General features: G+C 35.6%; 12 protein-coding genes. 9 read left to right on the top strand and 3 right to left on the bottom strand.

All coding sequences use genetic code 11. From position 1 onward, the window contains the following. Nucleotides 1–8: 8 nt before the first annotated feature. The 5 genes from ACFQ39_RS08850 (at nucleotide 9) to ACFQ39_RS08830 (ending at nucleotide 6,558) form a co-directional block, all read left to right on the top strand. The gene (locus ACFQ39_RS08850; protein ID WP_377178163.1) at nucleotides 9–992 is read left to right on the top strand and encodes an HlyD family secretion protein; all 984 of its coding nucleotides are present in this window, start codon (nucleotides 9–11) and stop codon (nucleotides 990–992) included. Continuing rightward, on the top strand, nucleotides 989–2,149 hold the full coding sequence (locus ACFQ39_RS08845; protein ID WP_377178161.1) for an ABC transporter permease: 1,161 nt from the start codon (nucleotides 989–991) through the stop codon (nucleotides 2,147–2,149). The genes ACFQ39_RS08850 and ACFQ39_RS08845 overlap by 4 nt, the downstream gene beginning before the upstream one ends. Next, a complete protein-coding gene (locus ACFQ39_RS08840; protein ID WP_377178159.1) occupies nucleotides 2,146–3,324 on the top strand; it encodes an ABC transporter permease in 1,179 nt (392 codons plus the stop codon). The genes ACFQ39_RS08845 and ACFQ39_RS08840 overlap by 4 nt, the downstream gene beginning before the upstream one ends. Before the next feature lie 474 nt (nucleotides 3,325–3,798). Beyond that, the gene (locus ACFQ39_RS08835) at nucleotides 3,799–4,254 is read left to right on the top strand and encodes a (2Fe-2S)-binding protein (protein WP_377178157.1); all 456 of its coding nucleotides are present in this window, start codon (nucleotides 3,799–3,801) and stop codon (nucleotides 4,252–4,254) included. A 51-nt stretch (nucleotides 4,255–4,305) separates the two neighbouring features. Then, complete coding sequence (locus tag ACFQ39_RS08830) at nucleotides 4,306–6,558, top strand: xanthine dehydrogenase family protein molybdopterin-binding subunit (RefSeq protein ID WP_377178155.1); 2,253 nt, start codon at nucleotides 4,306–4,308, stop codon at nucleotides 6,556–6,558. A 198-nt stretch (nucleotides 6,559–6,756) separates the two neighbouring features. On the opposite strand, the gene ACFQ39_RS08825 is transcribed toward ACFQ39_RS08830, so the two are convergent. From ACFQ39_RS08825 to ACFQ39_RS08815, 3 genes are all read right to left on the bottom strand, one after another. Beyond that, nucleotides 6,757–7,149 carry a hypothetical protein gene (locus ACFQ39_RS08825; protein ID WP_377178153.1) on the bottom strand — a complete coding sequence of 131 codons (393 nt, stop codon included), beginning with the start codon at nucleotides 7,147–7,149 and terminating at the stop codon, nucleotides 6,757–6,759. A gap of 238 nt (nucleotides 7,150–7,387) precedes the next feature. Next, nucleotides 7,388–8,683, bottom strand: coding sequence for a Gfo/Idh/MocA family protein (locus ACFQ39_RS08820; protein ID WP_377178151.1), 1,296 nt, complete (start codon nucleotides 8,681–8,683; stop codon nucleotides 7,388–7,390). Nucleotides 8,684–8,877: 194 nt separating this feature from the next. Beyond that, entirely contained in the window at nucleotides 8,878–9,540 is a 663-nt protein-coding gene (locus ACFQ39_RS08815) for a metal-dependent transcriptional regulator (protein WP_377178149.1), read from the bottom strand. A 151-nt stretch (nucleotides 9,541–9,691) separates the two neighbouring features. On the opposite strand from ACFQ39_RS08815, the gene ACFQ39_RS08810 reads away from it, so the two are divergent. The 4 genes from ACFQ39_RS08810 to ACFQ39_RS08795 all read left to right on the top strand — a co-directional run bounded on the left by ACFQ39_RS08810 (nucleotide 9,692) and on the right by ACFQ39_RS08795 (nucleotide 17,449). Further along, nucleotides 9,692–11,917, top strand: coding sequence for a TonB-dependent receptor (locus ACFQ39_RS08810; RefSeq protein WP_377178147.1), 2,226 nt, complete (start codon nucleotides 9,692–9,694; stop codon nucleotides 11,915–11,917). An 88-nt stretch (nucleotides 11,918–12,005) separates the two neighbouring features. Next, nucleotides 12,006–12,425 carry an HYC_CC_PP family protein gene (locus ACFQ39_RS08805; RefSeq protein ID WP_377178145.1) on the top strand — a complete coding sequence of 140 codons (420 nt, stop codon included), beginning with the start codon at nucleotides 12,006–12,008 and terminating at the stop codon, nucleotides 12,423–12,425. Between the two features lie 84 nt (nucleotides 12,426–12,509). After that, on the top strand, nucleotides 12,510–16,238 hold the full coding sequence (locus ACFQ39_RS08800) for an efflux RND transporter permease subunit (RefSeq protein WP_377178143.1): 3,729 nt from the start codon (nucleotides 12,510–12,512) through the stop codon (nucleotides 16,236–16,238). Beyond that, nucleotides 16,235–17,449: a TolC family protein gene (locus ACFQ39_RS08795; protein WP_377178141.1), complete on the top strand. Its 1,215-nt coding sequence runs from the start codon at nucleotides 16,235–16,237 to the stop codon at nucleotides 17,447–17,449. Before ACFQ39_RS08800 ends, ACFQ39_RS08795 begins: the two co-directional genes overlap by 4 nt. Nucleotides 17,450–17,451 lie beyond the last annotated feature (2 nt).

Raw genomic sequence — 17,451 nt, 5'->3', positions numbered from 1 at the left:
AAGATCCTATGAATAACAAAAAACAAATAATCATTTTGATCATTCCTATACTCATCATTGTTTTTGGAATTTTCTTGTTGTTGCTTCTAAAACCAGACGAAAACGAAAATCGTGTATTTGTTGGCCTTTTCGAAACGACAGAAATACGGGTCGCTTCTGAAATTCCAGGGCGAATTGAAAAAATCTATGTCAAGTTAGGTGATCAAGTAGAAAAAGGTCAATTATTGGCAACCATAGAAAGTGATATTTTAGAAGCAAAAGTCCAGCAAGCTGAAGGCATGTTTGATGCAGCGAAATCATTGAATCAAAAAGCCAATGTAGGAGCAAGAAATCAAGAAATATTAGCTGCAGAAGAAAAATATAAAATGTCTCAAAGCCAATACAGTTTCGCTGAAAAATCATTTATAAGGTTAGAAGCAATGGCGAAAGACAGCTTAATATCCCAACAACAAATGGATGAAATTACATTTAAACGTGACGCAGCCTTTGAACAAATGAATGCTGCTAAATACATGTTTGAAATGGCGAAGGAAGGTGCGAGAATAGAGGATATAAAAGCTTCTGAAGGGCAGATGAATGCCGCAGGAGGCATGGTTAGTGAAGCCAAAGCCTATTATAAAGAATTAGAAATTTATGCTCCTGTTTCTGGTGAGGTTTCGTCAAAACTTGCACAAGAAAGTGAAGTCATGCCAGCAGGCTACCCTTTGTTTACAATTCAGAAACTAGAAGAAATTCATGCTGTCATTCATGTTAGAGAAGATTTTTTAAAGAATTTCCTACCAAACGCCGTGGTATTCGGAAAACTACCTGCCTTTGATAATGCGACTCAAAAATTCAAAGTAACCTACGTTGCACCAATGGCTGATTTCGCAGACTGGATACCGACAGCTGATAAAGGTAGATTGGACATGAAAACTTTTGAAATTCATCTCAGCCCAGTAGAAAAAATTGAAGGATTAAGACCAGGGATGAGCTTAAATGTACAACTGTGAAAACCATCCTTAAAATAGTAGGCAGGGAGTTCCAAAGACTTCAAAAAAGACCAGCTGCTTGGGTACTTTTGTTGGTCATTCCTTTCGGGATTTTCTTTTATTTGGGTGCCATCTATGAGGAAGGAGGCATAGAAAAAGTTTCTATTGGTATTTTAGATCTGGATCATTCTGAATTAAGCAGAAAAATCATAAGTAATGTAGAGGCTTCTCCCAAATTAAACATTGTCAAATTTTTAAATTCTAATGATCCTTTAGATCAAGTCTTTATAAACAATCCCGAGATTAAAGGATTCTATGTGATTCCGAAGAATTTTCAGAAAAATGTTTTTAATGGAAGACAAGAAAAATTGCTCGTCTATACCAATTCATCGAATATTATTTATGGTAATCTTATATTTAAAGAAGCAGCCACGTTTATCAATACACTGTCTGCAGGCATTAGTTTAAATAAATTTAAACTTAGCGGTATTCCTCATGAAAAAGCGATAAAAATGGTCATGCCTGTTAAGGTAATCGCAAAACCCCTTTACAATTCTTATTATAATTATTTGTACTATCTAATTCCTGGACTAACTACTGTATTATTACAAATGATCGTTTTTCTTTTAGCAGCGCGATCTATTAATTCTGAGTATACCAACCATACATATAATAAATTGTTAGACCTAGCCGGAGGAAGTATTATTAAGGTCATTTTCGGTAAATTATTAGCCTATACCATTCTTGGTTTAGTAGTAGCAATTTTTATTTTTTCGATCGTTCATCCACTACTGGGTATTCCATCTAAGGTAAGTACATTGCCATTTTTAGGGGTCGTTTTAATTTTTGTTATGGCAAATGCAATGCTCGGTATTATGATCTCTACTATTTTTAAAAATGAAGCCATTGCCATGGATGTTTCTTTTGTTTACAATTCACCTGCCTTTGTCTTTAGTGGCTTTACTTTTCCTATTATGGCAATGCCTGCTTTTAATGCTTGGTATGCACAATTGATACCCTATACACACTTTTTAAATGCTTTTTTGAAAGGGGTTGAAATGGATACGCCATTTTCTTTTTTAGTTCAACCAACAATCAATTTGTTGTTTTTCTTTTTGGTGAGTTATATCGTTACGATCAGCCTGTTTATCTATCGAAATAAAGAAGTAGCGGTTTGAAAAAGTGGTTCTCTATTTTTAAAAGTGAATTATCTTTAATTCTTGAAGACAAAAGTATACTGCTTACTATTTTGTTAGCACCGTTTCTCTATGCATTTTTTATTGGGTCTATTTATTCTGAAAAAGAAGTATCCGAAATTCCTGTCGCTGTAGTAGATTTAGATCATAGTAATTTATCCAGAAAAGTAACTCAACTCATTCATACTTCGGAAAAAATTTCTGTAGAAGGCCACTATTCTTCATTAAGTGATGCAATGTTTAGCTTTAACGATTTAAAAACTCAGGGTATCGTTATTCTGCCTAAAAATTTTCAAAACAATACAATGAACCTAGAGGGTTCTCATGTAGAATTGATCTTAAATAACACCAAGTTTTTAACCTCAAATGAAATAAATAAATCGATTCAAGAGGTTATCCTAACTGTAGCAGGTGGGGTAAGAATGCAATATTTTATATCTAATAAAATTCCTGTAGAATTGGCAAAGCAACAGGCACAACCTATAATGCCCGTGGTTAAATCAATCTATAATTCAACAAATAATTATGGCGATTATTTATTGCCCGTACTGTTAATCCTAATCCTTCAGCAAACATTAATTATTGGTTTTGGACAAAGTGTAGTGCACGAATTTAATCATGGAGTACTGCTCTCTCTGGATAAGCTAAACTTTTTTGATTTCGTTCAAGTGCTTACGGCAAAAAGCTTTTATTATATCCTACTATATTTGGCCTACTTTTTTGTATTCTACAAGCTCATATTTCCCCACTTTTCATTAAGCTTTAATGGTTCCATATTTTTACACCTTTTTTTGGCCATATTGTTTATTTCTGCCGTAATTTTATATACTTCCTTGTTTGCTTCTTTTTTTAAAACAACGATTGGCTGGACAGAGATTCTAGCCTTTTCTACCTATCCACTATTTTTGGTTTCAGGGTATTCATGGCCAATAGATGCAATGCCAATAGGACTGCAAATTTTTGCAAATATATTACCCTCTACACCCTATTTTAGTATATTTAATTCTCTTGCCAAAGAAGGCGCAGATTTACATCATATTATGAATGGATTTGTACATCTGCTTATATTAAATTTAGTTGGGTACTTTTTTTTGTACATTAGATTTTTGTTCATCAAGAAAAGGGCATTTCCTCTTAAATTAGATCAATCAACTTAGGCTTCCTAAGAAAGGAAAAATATTTTTTTGATCATTTAGGCCTAATTGAGTTTCAGTTCAAATAAATTCTTTTTTTAATAATCATCACATTTTTCTTTATACACCTATTAACTTCTTATGAGTGAAAAAAGAAAGAAAATATTCTTATTTTTAATAATTCTAAATTAGAATTATTATTTACCTTTGTTTTATGATAAACAGATCTTTTTAATTGATTTTGGCTATGGACTTTGACACTGCTGCGCCAAATAACACTTATCTTTTTGATTATAATTTTTCTGAAGAATGTTGGAAAAAAAAGATCAAATGCTGCAAGAGATATAAAAAAAAGGGGCAATTAAATTGCGAAAATTGTCCAAAAAAATAGCTTTTCTTCTATCGAGATCGTTTTAAAATTATATCCTGATCTATTGCTCTATTTTTTCATGCCTTAAAATTTCTTATTTTTATAAAATACTTAAGGATTAAAAAATTATGGCAAACTTTGTTTTAAATGTCAATGGTAAAAAGCATGAGGTTGAGGTAGATCCTTCAACCCCCATTTTATGGGTGCTTCGCGATCATCTTAATTTAGTGGGTACAAAATATGGCTGCGGAATCGCTGCCTGCGGTTCTTGTACAATTCATTTAAATGGAGTTGCTGTTAGATCTTGCCAATTATCTGTATCAACGATTGGAAATCAAGAAATTACAACTATAGAAGGTCTTTCAGAAAAAGGCGATCATCCGGTTCAGCAAGCTTGGTTAGCACATGATGTTCCTCAGTGCGGTTACTGTCAGGCGGGTCAAATTATGACGGCCGCTGCTTTTCTAAAGAACAACCCAAATCCTAGTGATGAAGCGATTGAAGCAGCCATGGATGGTAATATTTGCCGATGCGGAACTTATACTAGAATTAAAGCTGCAATAAAAACCGCATCAAAAGCCTAACAATCTATCCGTCATAATTCTTTCTTTTTCACCCAATAAAAAACATACGAAATGACTTTAGTAAAAACAACCTTTGGCCGACGTTCCTTTTTAAAAAGCACTGTCCTTGCAGGTGGCGGAATGATGCTTGGTTTTAGCTGGCTTGCCTCGTGTAACCCAACCGCGGAACAAATTAAAAAAATGCCAAAAGAATGGTTTAACATCAATGGCTTTTTAAAAATTGGTGAAAATGGCTTAGTGACGATTATGTCTCCTAACCCAGAAATTGGACAAAATGTAAAAACATCTATGCCCATGCTTGTAGCGGAGGAATTAGATATAGATTGGAATGATGTGATAGTTGAGCAAGCGCCACTTAATACCGATATATTTACAAGACAATTAGCAGGAGGAAGTCAGGCGATTAGACACGGTTGGCAAGGTTTGCGTATGGCCGGAGCTACAGCGAGAAGAATGCTTCAAGAAGCTGCAGCCCAGGTATGGAATGTGCCGGCAGATGAAATCATGACGGAAAAAGGAGTGTTAATACATAAAGAAAGTGGTCATTCTGCAGGTTATGGTGAAATGGCCTCTGCCGCGGCAAAAATTCCAGTACCTAAAGAGGTTGAACTAAAAGATATTAAAGATTTTATAATAATTGGTACATCGCGTAAGAACGTAGACGCAAAAAAAATTGTTACCGGACAGCCTCTCTATGGACTAGACTATAAAAAAGATGGGATGTATGTGGCGATGATCACACAGCCCCCGGCCTTTGGTATGAAATTAAAATCTTATAATGATTCAATCGCCAAATCCATGCCCGGTATTAAAGATGTATTTACGATCAACACCTACAGTGAGGATTATGATCAACAGTGGTCTGATACGAGTGCCTTTACAGAATTAGTTGTTGTTGTGGGTAATTCTACTTGGGAAGTCATGAATGCGAAAAAATCGTTGACCTTTGAATGGGAACCCATTTCAGAATCATCTACCGAGATAGATTTTTTTGGAAATAAAATGAATATTCATACTCCATCAGGGCTTGAAAATACAACTACCCATAAAGAATTGATGTCTCAATTCGGAGCTAAAGCTGGGAAAGTATTGCGCAAAGATGGAGATCCTGAAAAAGCTTTTAAAGAGGCAACCACCATCATTGAGAGAACTTATTCAGCTCCCTTTTTGGCACACAATACCATGGAACCCATGAATTTCTTTGCAGATGTAACGGCGGATAAAGCAGAACTTGTCGGTCCGATTCAAACGCCCGAATTCATGGAAAAAACCGTTGCAGCAAGGTTGGGATTGCCCCTTGAAAAAGTAGATATTATGATGACAAGAATGGGTGGTGGATTTGGGAGACGATTGTACGGACATTTTTTGGTTGAAGCGGCAGTGATTTCTCAAAAGATTCAAGCCCCGGTTAAATTGGTTTATACCAGAGAAGACGATATGACCAATGGAGTATATCGCCCGGCTTACCATGCAACTTATCGTGCCGCACTCGATGCAGAAAATAACCTGATCGGATTTCATGTCAGAGCCGGAGGTATTCCAGAAAGCCCGATTGCCGCTAATAGATTTCCGGCCGGAGCTGTAGAAAATTATCTCGCCGAAGAATGGACGATCAACTCAAATATTACCGTAGGTGCTTTTAGAGCGCCCAGATCTAATTTTATTGCCGGAGCAGAGCAATCTTTTTTAGATGAATTAGCAGAAGTTGTAGGTAAAGATCCTATTGATTTTCGCCTTGAACTTTTAGCACTTGCTAAAAAAAATCCCATTGGAGAGAATAACGACTACGATGCGGACAGATACGCTGGAGTATTGGAGTTGGTAAGAGATAAATCTGGCTGGGGTAAAGAACAAACAAGTCAGTCTCGAGGTGTATCTGCCTATTTCTGTCACAATAGCTATGTAGCCCAGGTGCTCGATCTTCAAATGGAAGCAGGAAAACCTGTTATTAACAAAGTTTATTGCGCCATTGATTGTGGTATCGTCGTTAATCCGGATGCGGCTACTAATCTGGCAGAAGGTGGTATTGTAGATGGGATAGGGCATGCATTATTTAGTTCGCAAACTTTTAACAATGGCATACCCGAAAAAAGTAATTTTGATAAATACCGTCTTATTCGTCATAGTGAAGCGCCCAAATCTATAGAAGTGCACTTTGTGAAAAATGAAATTGATCCTACAGGACTTGGAGAACCCCCCTTTCCTCCTATCATGGGAGCCGTGGCAAATGCTTTATACAAAGCCACAGGAAAAAGGTTTTATAACCAACCCTTGATGGAAAATATACAGAGTGTATTAGGTTAACGCATAGAGGCAGATATTTTATTGAAAAAGCAAAAACATATCTTTTATATTAAATTTTATACTGATGTAATTAGTTGTTTATAAGCAACTTAATAAGCAGCAGAAATCAAAGAAAAAATCATCTAGAGGAGTTGAACAAATGATCTAGATGATTTTTAACTACTTAATTAGTAGCTAAAACTAAAGCAGTAACTAACTTTATTCTGTTATAGAAATTATGTAGGATTCAGTGGTAGATTTCGAACAGGTTGGATCTTCTCCAAAAGTAACAGATACCGTTATATTGATTCTAAAACTTCCTGCCTCGGTTGGAATACCTAAAATATCAAGCTTATTGCGATATACCTCCCCATAAAGACCTTTAGGTAAATTACCTTCTATGAAAAAATTGTAAGGATAGTCATCATCTCCGGGCTCATTTTTCACACTCGCTTTAATACTATCTACATAATTAACGTTTACTTTTCCAACCCTTAGTTGCTTCTTCTCAAGAACGGCATCTTTTGGGCCACAATTAATGGCATCGTCGATAATAGCTTCACAAGAAAGAAAGGGCAACAAAAAACCTATGATAAGTGCATATTTTCTCATATACTAGAACAAAGTTAAGTTCAAGATAAAAAAAAATTCAAACTAAACAGACTTTATTTCAATCATTTACGGAAATAATCACTCATACAAACTCTTGTATTTCTGCGATAGCTTTGCAAAAGCTAAATAAACCCAAAACAGTTGTACTTAATAATCTATGTTTTGATTAATCCGATTTAAACCATTTGAATTATAGTATAATTGTATATCTTAAATATTCTCTTCCATCAAGATGTCATCAAAAATCTTTATAATTCCATGTTCCTCGATAAGGTCTGTCTAAAAGCATATTCGCCATATCATCCCCAATAAATTTTTCAGTTTCTGGATTATAATTTAATGGCCTTTGTAATTCATAGGCAATGTTTATGATATTACACACAGCAGATGTTGAATGTCCTATAGCCACATCTGAAACTGGTTTTGAGCGTTTTTTAATCGCATCAATCCAATCTTGGTAATGATTATCACTAAAATAGACTCTTTTGTCTGTTTTTTTGATGTCTTGTTTTGCCAAATCTTTATTTGGAAATGTGCGAAGAAACCTTCTGCTCACCTCAATTCTACCCTCGGTACCTATAAATTGTACGGCGTTATCGTCACCTTTACCACCCCACAACTTATGATTTACAATTACACCATTGCTATATGCCATACTTAATCCATGTGTTTGCGCAGGCATATCTGGTGGAATAAATTTAATTGGTGCAGATTCATCCATATCTAAAGCCCACTGCGCAATATCAAACATATGTGCTCCCCAATCTGTAATTAAACCACCACCAAAGTCGCGATAACCTCTCCACCATGCCCAAGGGTCATCAACACTTGCCGGAGCAAGAATGGCATTAAAACCTCGATATGGAGAAGGACCAACCCACTCGTTCCAATCTAATCCTTCAGGAGTTGGTTCTGTTGGAAGGTCGCATTGCTTAACTGGCTCTCCAACACTAATGTTCACTTCTTTGATATCTCCGATATATCCATTTCTGACTAGCTCTACAGCATGCCTAAAATCTCTCCAAGAACGCTGCATATTTCCGGTTTGAAATACACGATTATATTTTCTTGTGGCATCAACCATGGCTCTTCCCTCAGAAACTGTCAAGGCCAAAGGTTTTTCACAATAGATATCTTTCCCAGATTTGGCCGCATCAACGGCCATTTGCGCGTGCCAATGATCAGGACTTCCTATAACAACAGCGTCTATATCTTTTCTATCTAACAATTCTCTATAAAAATGATATCCATCCACTTTTGCATTGATTTCTTTTTTGGCATTCTCGGCCAATGCTGCCTTAACAAATTGATCTAATTTACTTTTATACACATCAGAAGCAGCCAGAACGACTGTTTCTTTACAAGCACCAATATTTTTGAGTAGGGTGTAAATTTGTTTTCCTGTACCTATATAACCCAATTGAATTTTGTCATTCGCCGCAATAAATCCGTTACCGCCCATAACATGTCTGGGAATGATGGTAAAAGCTACTGCACTTGCCGCTGTTTTTCCAATAAAATTTCTTCTGTTCATGTGTTGATTTTATTTAATTAATTTTAGGATATAATAATTTAATGATCTGCGATCATGCCCAAATTGAATTTATTCAATGAGGAAAAATTAATAATTATTTTTCATAAAATATTTAAAATCAAGAACATTCTGCAAAAAACATATAGTAACGTGCTTGATGCGCTGAAAATTAACCAATTTCATTTCTAACTAAGTTACTCGTCAAAAGATTTTACTAAAAGCTGTTCACAAACCTTTGAACTTAAAACTTCTTTTTGCTTTTCTCCTATTTTTACGGTCATGCTACCATCATAGGGTTCTGTTTTCAAGACTCTAATTTCTATACCTAACTCGATGTTTTTCCCATTCAAATACTTAAGAAAATCTATAGAAGAATTAGTAAGACCCGCAAACCTCAAGATTTCCCCAATACTCGCATCCTTCAATCTTCTTAAAGGGTGATACTCAATTACTCCTTCCTTATCAGGAATTGGAGATCCATGCGGATCTGCCGATGGAAAACCTAATAATTCATCCATTCTATCAAAAAACAAGGGTGATTGGATGTGTTCTACTTGTTCCGCAATTTCATGTACTTCCTCCCAGCTAAACCCCATTTTTTCAACTAAAAACATCTCTGTTAATCGATGTTTTCTTACAACAAGTCCAGCTAATTTTTCACCTTTTTTTGTTAAGGACAATGGCTTATATTTTTCATAATTCAACCAGCCATTTTTCTGAAGATTCTTGACCATACTATTGACGGTTGGCTTGCTGACCTTGAGAAATATGCTAAGATCTGAAATGCTTACTTCACTGTTTTGATCTGCCAATTTAAAAATTGCTTTGAGATAATTTTCCTCGGTGAATGATGCCATAAGAATAGATTTCTATACAATATTAAACAATTTACCTTAGAAATATTGTTAGAGTAGTCTAACTTATTATATTTGCATTTCTAATATATGTTTTGTGTTAATAAAAAAATATCATATAATCTGTTTCTGTATTTTTATTTTAACGATTCCTTTGTTTGGGCAAAAAGGTAGTATCTCTGGAATTGTTTCTTTTCAAAACCAACCTCAACCTTATGCAAATATTTATGTAAACGAAATAAATAAAGGCTCCGTTTCTGATGAAAATGGAGTATTTGAAATACCTAATATACCTTACGGACTTTACACTATTAGTGTTTCAATACTTGGTTTTAAAACAATTAAAAGAGAGATTGAAATTAAAAATGATGAAATTTATCTCGATTTTAAATTAGAAGAAATACCGAGTTCTCTAGATGAAATTGTTCTTTCTGGTACGATGAAACCAGTAACTAAACTAGAAAGTCCGATTCCTGTAGATGTTTACAGTACTTCATTTTTTCTAAAAAACCCAACACCGAGTATTTTTGAGTCTTTACAAAATGTAAACGGTGTAAGACCTCAACTCAACTGTAATGTGTGTAATACAGGCGATATTCACATCAATGGTTTAGAAGGTCCTTACACCATGGTTCTGATTGATGGTATGCCAATAGTAAGTGGATTATCAACCGTTTACGGTTTAACGGGTATTCCTCAATCGCTTATCGAACGGGTTGAAGTCGTCAAGGGACCTGCATCTACTTTGTATGGTTCTGAGGCTGTCGGTGGACTCATAAATATCATCACAAAAAACACCTTGTCTGCACCTTCTGTTTCGGCAGATATTTTTGCATCAGGTTGGGGAGAACTAAATACCGATATAGGACTAAAATACAATTTAGGATCTTCGGCACAAGGATTACTAGGTGTGAATTACTTTAATTACCAAAATCCTATTGACAACAATGAAGACGGATTTACTGATCTAACGCTTCAAAATAGAATTTCAATTTTTAATAAGTTCAACTTTGAGAGAAAAAATAACCGCATATTTTCATTGGCTGCTCGTTACATATATGAAAATCGTTGGGGTGGGCAAATGATTTGGAGCCCGGAGGACAGAGGTAGTGATGAGATTTACGGAGAAAGTATTTATACCAATCGGTGGGAAACTTTTGGGATTTACCAAATTCCGTCGAGCGAGCAAATTCTATTTCAGTTTAGTTTTAACGGACATAAACAGGATTCTTATTATGGAGACACTCCATTTATGGCGGATCAAATCATCGGTTTTGGACAACTCACATGGAGCAAATTAATCCGTAAGCATGATTTATTGCTAGGCACTTCTTACCGATATACATTTTATGATGACAATACTACTGCTACTTTTAACAACCAAGAAAACAAAAATATGCCCTCAATAATTCAACTGCCGGGAGTATTCCTGCAAGACGAAATAAGATTAAACCATCAAAATAAATTAGTTCTAGCAGCAAGGTATGACTATAATTCTATTCATGGAAACATATTTACCCCAAGATTCAATTATAAATGGAATTCTGAAAATCAAAAAAATATTTTAAGAATAAGCATGGGTAACGGATTTAGAATTGCCAATGTTTTTACCGAAGATCATGCTGCCCTAACAGGAGCTAGAGATGTAGTTTTTGAAGAAGATCTCGATCCTGAGACCTCTTACAACGTAAATGTAAACTTTGTGAAAAAAATATTTACTTCTCGCAATGCATTTATTGGATTGGATGCTAGTGCTTTCTATACCTATTTTAACAACAGGATTTTACCCGACTATGAAACCAATCCTAACCAAATTATTTATGCCAATTTAGACGGCTATTCTGTGTCAAAAGGAGTTTCAGGAAATGCTGACATCACCTTTTCAAGTGGATTAAAAATACTCACCGGATTTACCCTTATGGATGTTTCTGTAAATGAAAATGGTGAGAGCTATAAACAACTACTTACAGAATCGTTTCAGGGAGTTTGGAGCGTTTCATATCCAATTCCGAATTGGGGTGTAAATTTAGACTATACAGGAAATCTTTTCGGTCCTATGCGCCTGCCCCTACTCGGGGAATTAGATGATCGGGACGAATACTCCCCTTGGTTCAGTATTCAAAATATTCAAATTACAAAGTTTATTGGGTCATATTGGCAATTATATGGCGGTGTTAAAAATCTTTTAAACTTTGTACCACCAGCCAACAGTATCGCAAGGGCTTTTGATCCTTTTGACAAAGATGTCATTTTTGATGAAAATGGTCAAGTTGTTCCAACTCCTAACAATCCAAATGCGCTCACTTTTGATCCTACATATGTCTATGCATCCAATCAAGGAATCCGTGCTTTTTTTGGAATAAGGTATACCTTAAGATAGTAGTTAACCTATTGATTACTAGATTTTACTCTATAAAAACAACATAAGATCGATTTTATCGTTCTCTTTTTTAGTACCTTTGTGATTCGTGAAACAAATAATCGCCATATCGCTCTCATTGATCATGTTGTCATCCCAATTGGGAATTGCCATGAATACCCACTTTTGTGGAGATATTGCGGTAAAATCTGCCCTGACTTTCGGTGAAAAGCATTTAGACTGTGGCATGGCAAATATGGATTCAGCATGTGAATTGAAGGATATAGATCATGACAACATAACTTCTCAAACCTGTTGTAAGAACCTACATCAACTCCTCAATTCCGATGAAAACTTTAAGAATCAAGTCAGCGAAGCTCAGTTTTCTACAAGTTTTTTTGTTGCGTTTGTACATACCTTCATCAATGGGTTTTCAGTCAACCAAGAAGAAAAAATAAAATTCTACTATGAGCCACCGCCTCCGGTGGCAATCGACATTCAGGTGTTGTACCAAACATTTCTCATTTGATTTTATAGCATGATCACATCAATGACGGTGTGAGGCATTTTGCCTTTGAACAAAACCTTTCGTTCAATCCTTTTTTAATTTGTTATGCTAAATAAAATCATTCGTTTTCTAATTGAAAACAAACTTGTTGCAGTACTTTTACTCTTCATTTTTATTGGTTGGGGAACTGTAAATGCGCCTTTCAATTGGGATACAAGATTTCTCCCCAAACATCCTGTGTCTGTTGATGCCATTCCAGATATCGGTGAAAACCAGCAAATTGTCTTCACTAAATGGGATGGTAGATCTCCACAAGATATTGAAGATCAAATCACTTATCCCTTAACCACCTCTTTATTAGGAATTCCTGGAGTTAAAACTATTCGTAGCTCTTCCATGTTTGGTGTTTCCAGCATTTACATCATTTTTGAAGAAAACATCGAGTTTTACTGGAGCAGAAGCCGCATCCTTGAAAAACTCAATTCTTTGCCAAACAACTTATTACCGGAGGGTATCAATCCTACTTTGGGTCCTGATGCAACTGCCTTAGGTCAAATTTTTTGGTACACCTTGGAAGGTCGCGACGAAAATGGCCATGTAACCGGTAGTTGGGATTTGCAAGAATTGAGAAGTATACAAGATTATTATATAAAATATGCCCTTTCTTCGGTAAGTGGTGTTTCGGAGGTAGCTTCGATTGGAGGACATGTGATGGAGTATCAAGTTGATGTGAATCCTGAACTTTTACGCCAATATAATATTGCCCTGGAAAAAGTTGTAAAAGCGGTAAAAGATAACAATCAAGATATTGGGGCTCAAACCATTGAAATTAATCGTGCAGAATATTTGGTTCGAGCTTTGGGCTATATAAAATCAATTGAAGATATTGAAAATGCAGTTGTAAGCTCAGAAAATTATATACCCATCAGAATTAAAGATGTGGCAAAAGTATCGATGGGACCTGCAACAAGAAGAGGCATACTAGATAAGGAAGGTGCAGAAGTTGTGGGTGGCGTAGTCGTAGCCAGATATGGCTCCAATCCTTTGGAAGTGATCAATGGTGTCAAGGAAAAAATAGTAGAAATTAGTGCAGGTTTGCCTTCAAAAGTATTAGCAGACGGAAGAACATCTCAACTCACCATTGTTCCATTTTATGACAGAACAGAACTTATCCAGGAAACCCTTGGAACATTGAACGAAGCACTTACGTTAGAAGTACTTATCACTATTTTGGTAATAGTTGTTATGGTATTTAATCTTAGAGCCTCTATTCTCATTTCAGGTCTTTTACCCGTAGCCATTTTAATGGTTTTTATCGCGATGAAATTCTTTGGTGTAGATGCAAATATTGTGGCCTTATCCGGAATTGCAATTGCCATTGGAACCATGGTCGATGTCGGCGTAATTCTATCAGAAAATATCATCAGACACATGGGTGAAGACAAAAAAAATCTACCTATCAATACCATTGTATATAACGCTACTGCCGAAGTTTCTGGCGCCATTGTCACAGCTGTCATGACAACCGTAATCAGTTTTATTCCCGTTTTTACTTTAATAGGTCCCGAAGGTAAATTATTTAGGCCCTTGGCTTTTACAAAAACATTTGCCCTCATTGCTGCACTTGTTATTGCCCTGTTTTTAATTCCGCCATTTGCTGCTTCAATCTTCAAAAGAATTAATTTGAGGAAAACAACAATCTATTTATTGAATGGTGGTTTGGCAATTCTTGGGCTTTATACAATGTTTCAAGGGTTTTGGGTTGGACTTATTTTAATTGGTTTTGCCGCTGTAGCCTTTTTAAGGGCCAATCAAAAAATATCGGTGAAAAGAGCAAATATTGTCAATATCTTCATCACAGTATGCACTATTGTTTTTCTGTTGGCAGAACATTGGAGACCTTTGGGTTTTGACAAAAGCATCTTACTCAACCTTATTTTTGTTGGATTGATCTGTTTCGGATTGTTGGGAATATTTTTGTTGTTCCAAAGAAACTATATTTCCATCCTAAAATGGGCTTTAGACCGCAGGTTTTTGTTTTTGATCATACCTACCTCCCTTGTAGTTTTTGGCTTTTTCATTATGAAAAATACCGGTAAAGAGTTTATGCCCTCTTTGAATGAAGGATCCTTTTTATTGATGCCAACCTCGATGCCGCATTCCGGTATAGAAGAAAATAAAGACATTTTACAACGACTCGATATGGCTGTAGCGAGCATTCCTGAAATTGAAACAGTTGTAGGCAAGGCAGGAAGAACGGAATCGGCCTTAGACCCTGCGCCTATTTTTATGTATGAAAATATTATTCAGTATAAACCTGAATATATGAATAATGCAGACGGTGTGCGCCAACGCTATAAAACAAACAAGGATGGTTTATTTATCTTAAAAGATGGTCGCTTGGTTTCCAATCCTAACCATACAGAAGAAGTTCAAGCAGTTTCATTTTCAAGTGACTTTTCCACAATAAAAAATAGTCAGTTGATCGAAGATAAAGACGGTGAGTTCTATAGAAATTGGCGACCAAGTATAAAGTCTCCGGACGACATTTGGAATGAAATTATCAAGGTGACCAAGATTCCAGGCGTAACATCAGCACCAAAACTACAACCTATCGAGACGAGATTAGTCATGCTTCAAACAGGGATGCGAGCACCTATGGGTATCAAAGTAAAAGGTCAAGATCTTTCTCAAATTGAAGCCTTTGGAATTCAATTGGAAAGCATATTACAAAAGGTAGAAGGAGTTAAAAAAGAAGCTGTTTTCGCCGATAGAATTGTGGGTAAGCCATACATGTTAATAGATATTGATAGAGAAAAAATTGCTCGTTATGGTATCTCGATTAACGACGTACAAAATACATTGAAAGTCGCTGTTGGTGGAATGGTGCTAACACAAACTGTTGAAGGAAGGGAGAGGTATGGCATTCGCGTTAGATACCCACGAGAATTGCGTTCTAGCCCTGAAGATTTAAACCAAATCTATATTCCTGTGGAAAAAGGCACACCTGTTCCATTGAGCGAATTGGCTACAATACGATATGAGAAAGGTCCGCAGGTGATTAAAAGTGAAGATACATTTTTAGTAGGCTATGTATTGTTTGATAAACTGGATGGTTTTGCAGAAGTAAATGTAGTAGAAACTGCGCAAGAAATAATTCAAGATAAAATTGATTCAGGCGATTTAATAGTTCCAGAAGGTATAAGTTACAAATTTACAGGCACCTATGAAAATCAACTTAGGGCAGAAAAAACTCTTTCTGTAGTGATTCCTTTGGCACTAATCATTATATTTTTAATTCTTTATTTCCAGTTTCGATCTGTCACTACTTCTCTTATGATCTTTACTGGAATTACCGTCGCATTCGCAGGTGGATTTATCATGATATGGTTGTATGATCAGGATTGGTTTCTAAATTTCAATCTATTCGGTGAAAATCTGAGAGATATTTTTAATGTAAAAACCATAAATTTAAGTGTCGCTGTTTGGGTTGGATTTATAGCATTGTTTGGCATTGCAACAGATGATGGCGTTGTTATGGCTACCTACCTCACTCAAACCTTCTCAAAAGAGAATCCCACCGATAAACAAGCAATTCGCTCAGCTACAATAGAAGCTGCGGGTAAACGCATTAGACCTTGCTTAATGACAACTGTGACAACTGTTTTAGCACTGCTTCCTGTACTGACTTCTACAGGTAGAGGAAGTGATATCATGATACCGATGGCCATCCCCATTTTTGGAGGAATGATCATCGATATCACTTCTTATTTTATTGTTCCGGTCTTATTTAGCTGGAACAAAGAGTTTCAACTTAAAAAAATGAAAAAATGAAAAGATTTTTGATACTTGTCGGACTTTTGATTTTCAATGTTGGCTTTGCTCAAGAAATGGAAACACTGATTGAAATTGCTTTAGAAAATAGCCCTGAAATTGAAAAATTCGAGCTTCAACATGAAATAGTTAAAGAAAAAGTGAATGAGGTTAATAACATTCCCAATACCGAAGTGGGCTTTGGTTATTTTATAAGTGAACCTGAAACGAGAACCGGAGCCCAGCGTTATAAAGTTTCAGTGAAACAAATGTTACCCTGGTTTGGTTCTATTACCGCTCGAGAGAATTATGTTGGTTCCTTGGCAGATGCTCAGTATGAAGACCTCATCATCGCGAAGAGAAAATTGATTGCTTCGGTTTCTCAATCTTATTATAATTTAAATGCCCTCAAAGCACAGAAAGCTGTTTTAATAGAGAATATGGAACTCCTGAACACCTTTGAAAACTTGGCTTTAACATACGTTGAAGTAGGTAAAAGCTCAGCTGTTGATGTCCTAAAATTACAAATGCGTCAAAATGAATTAAAACAATTGCATAGTATTTTAGAATTTAATTATCTGGCTGAACAAACTAATTTGAATAAACTATTAAACCGTGATAAAGATACTCCAATAGAAATTTCGGACAATTTGATTATACCAGAATCTAGTGAGGTTTCATCCCAAAAAAATATAGAATTACATCCCGAAATTTTAAAGTTTGACAAACTTTATCAATCAGTTGTTCAATCCGAATTACTAAATCAAAAGGAAAAAAATCCAATGATAGGTTTCGGTATAGACTATATCAACGTTGAAGAGAGAACAGATATGGATTTTAGTGATAATGGAAAAGATATACTCATGCCCATGGTAGCATTGACTATTCCTATTTTTAATAAAAAATATAAGTCGCAAACCAGGCAGAACGAATTGCAACAACAAGAAATTATTGCACAAAAGCAAGAGCGCACCAATACCCTTGAAGCTGCTTTAGACAAAGCTATCAATGATCGATATTCTGCCATTATAAGTTTTGAAACACAGCAAAAAAATTTGATCCAGGCAAAAAATGCAGAAGAAATTCTAATAAAGAATTATGAAACCGGCACCATTGATTTTAAGGATGTTTTAGATATTCAAGAGTTACAAATCAAATTTCAATTAGCACAGATAGATGCAGTAAAAAGCTATTATGTGCAAAGTTCTATCATTAATTATTTGAGCCTCTAAAA

Source organism: Namhaeicola litoreus, assembly GCF_042679565.1.
Taxonomy (GTDB): Bacteria; Bacteroidota; Bacteroidia; order Flavobacteriales; family Flavobacteriaceae; genus Namhaeicola; species Namhaeicola litoreus.
The sequence above is the reverse complement of the archived record's forward strand: the minus strand, read 5'-3'. Positions and strand labels throughout refer to the sequence as shown.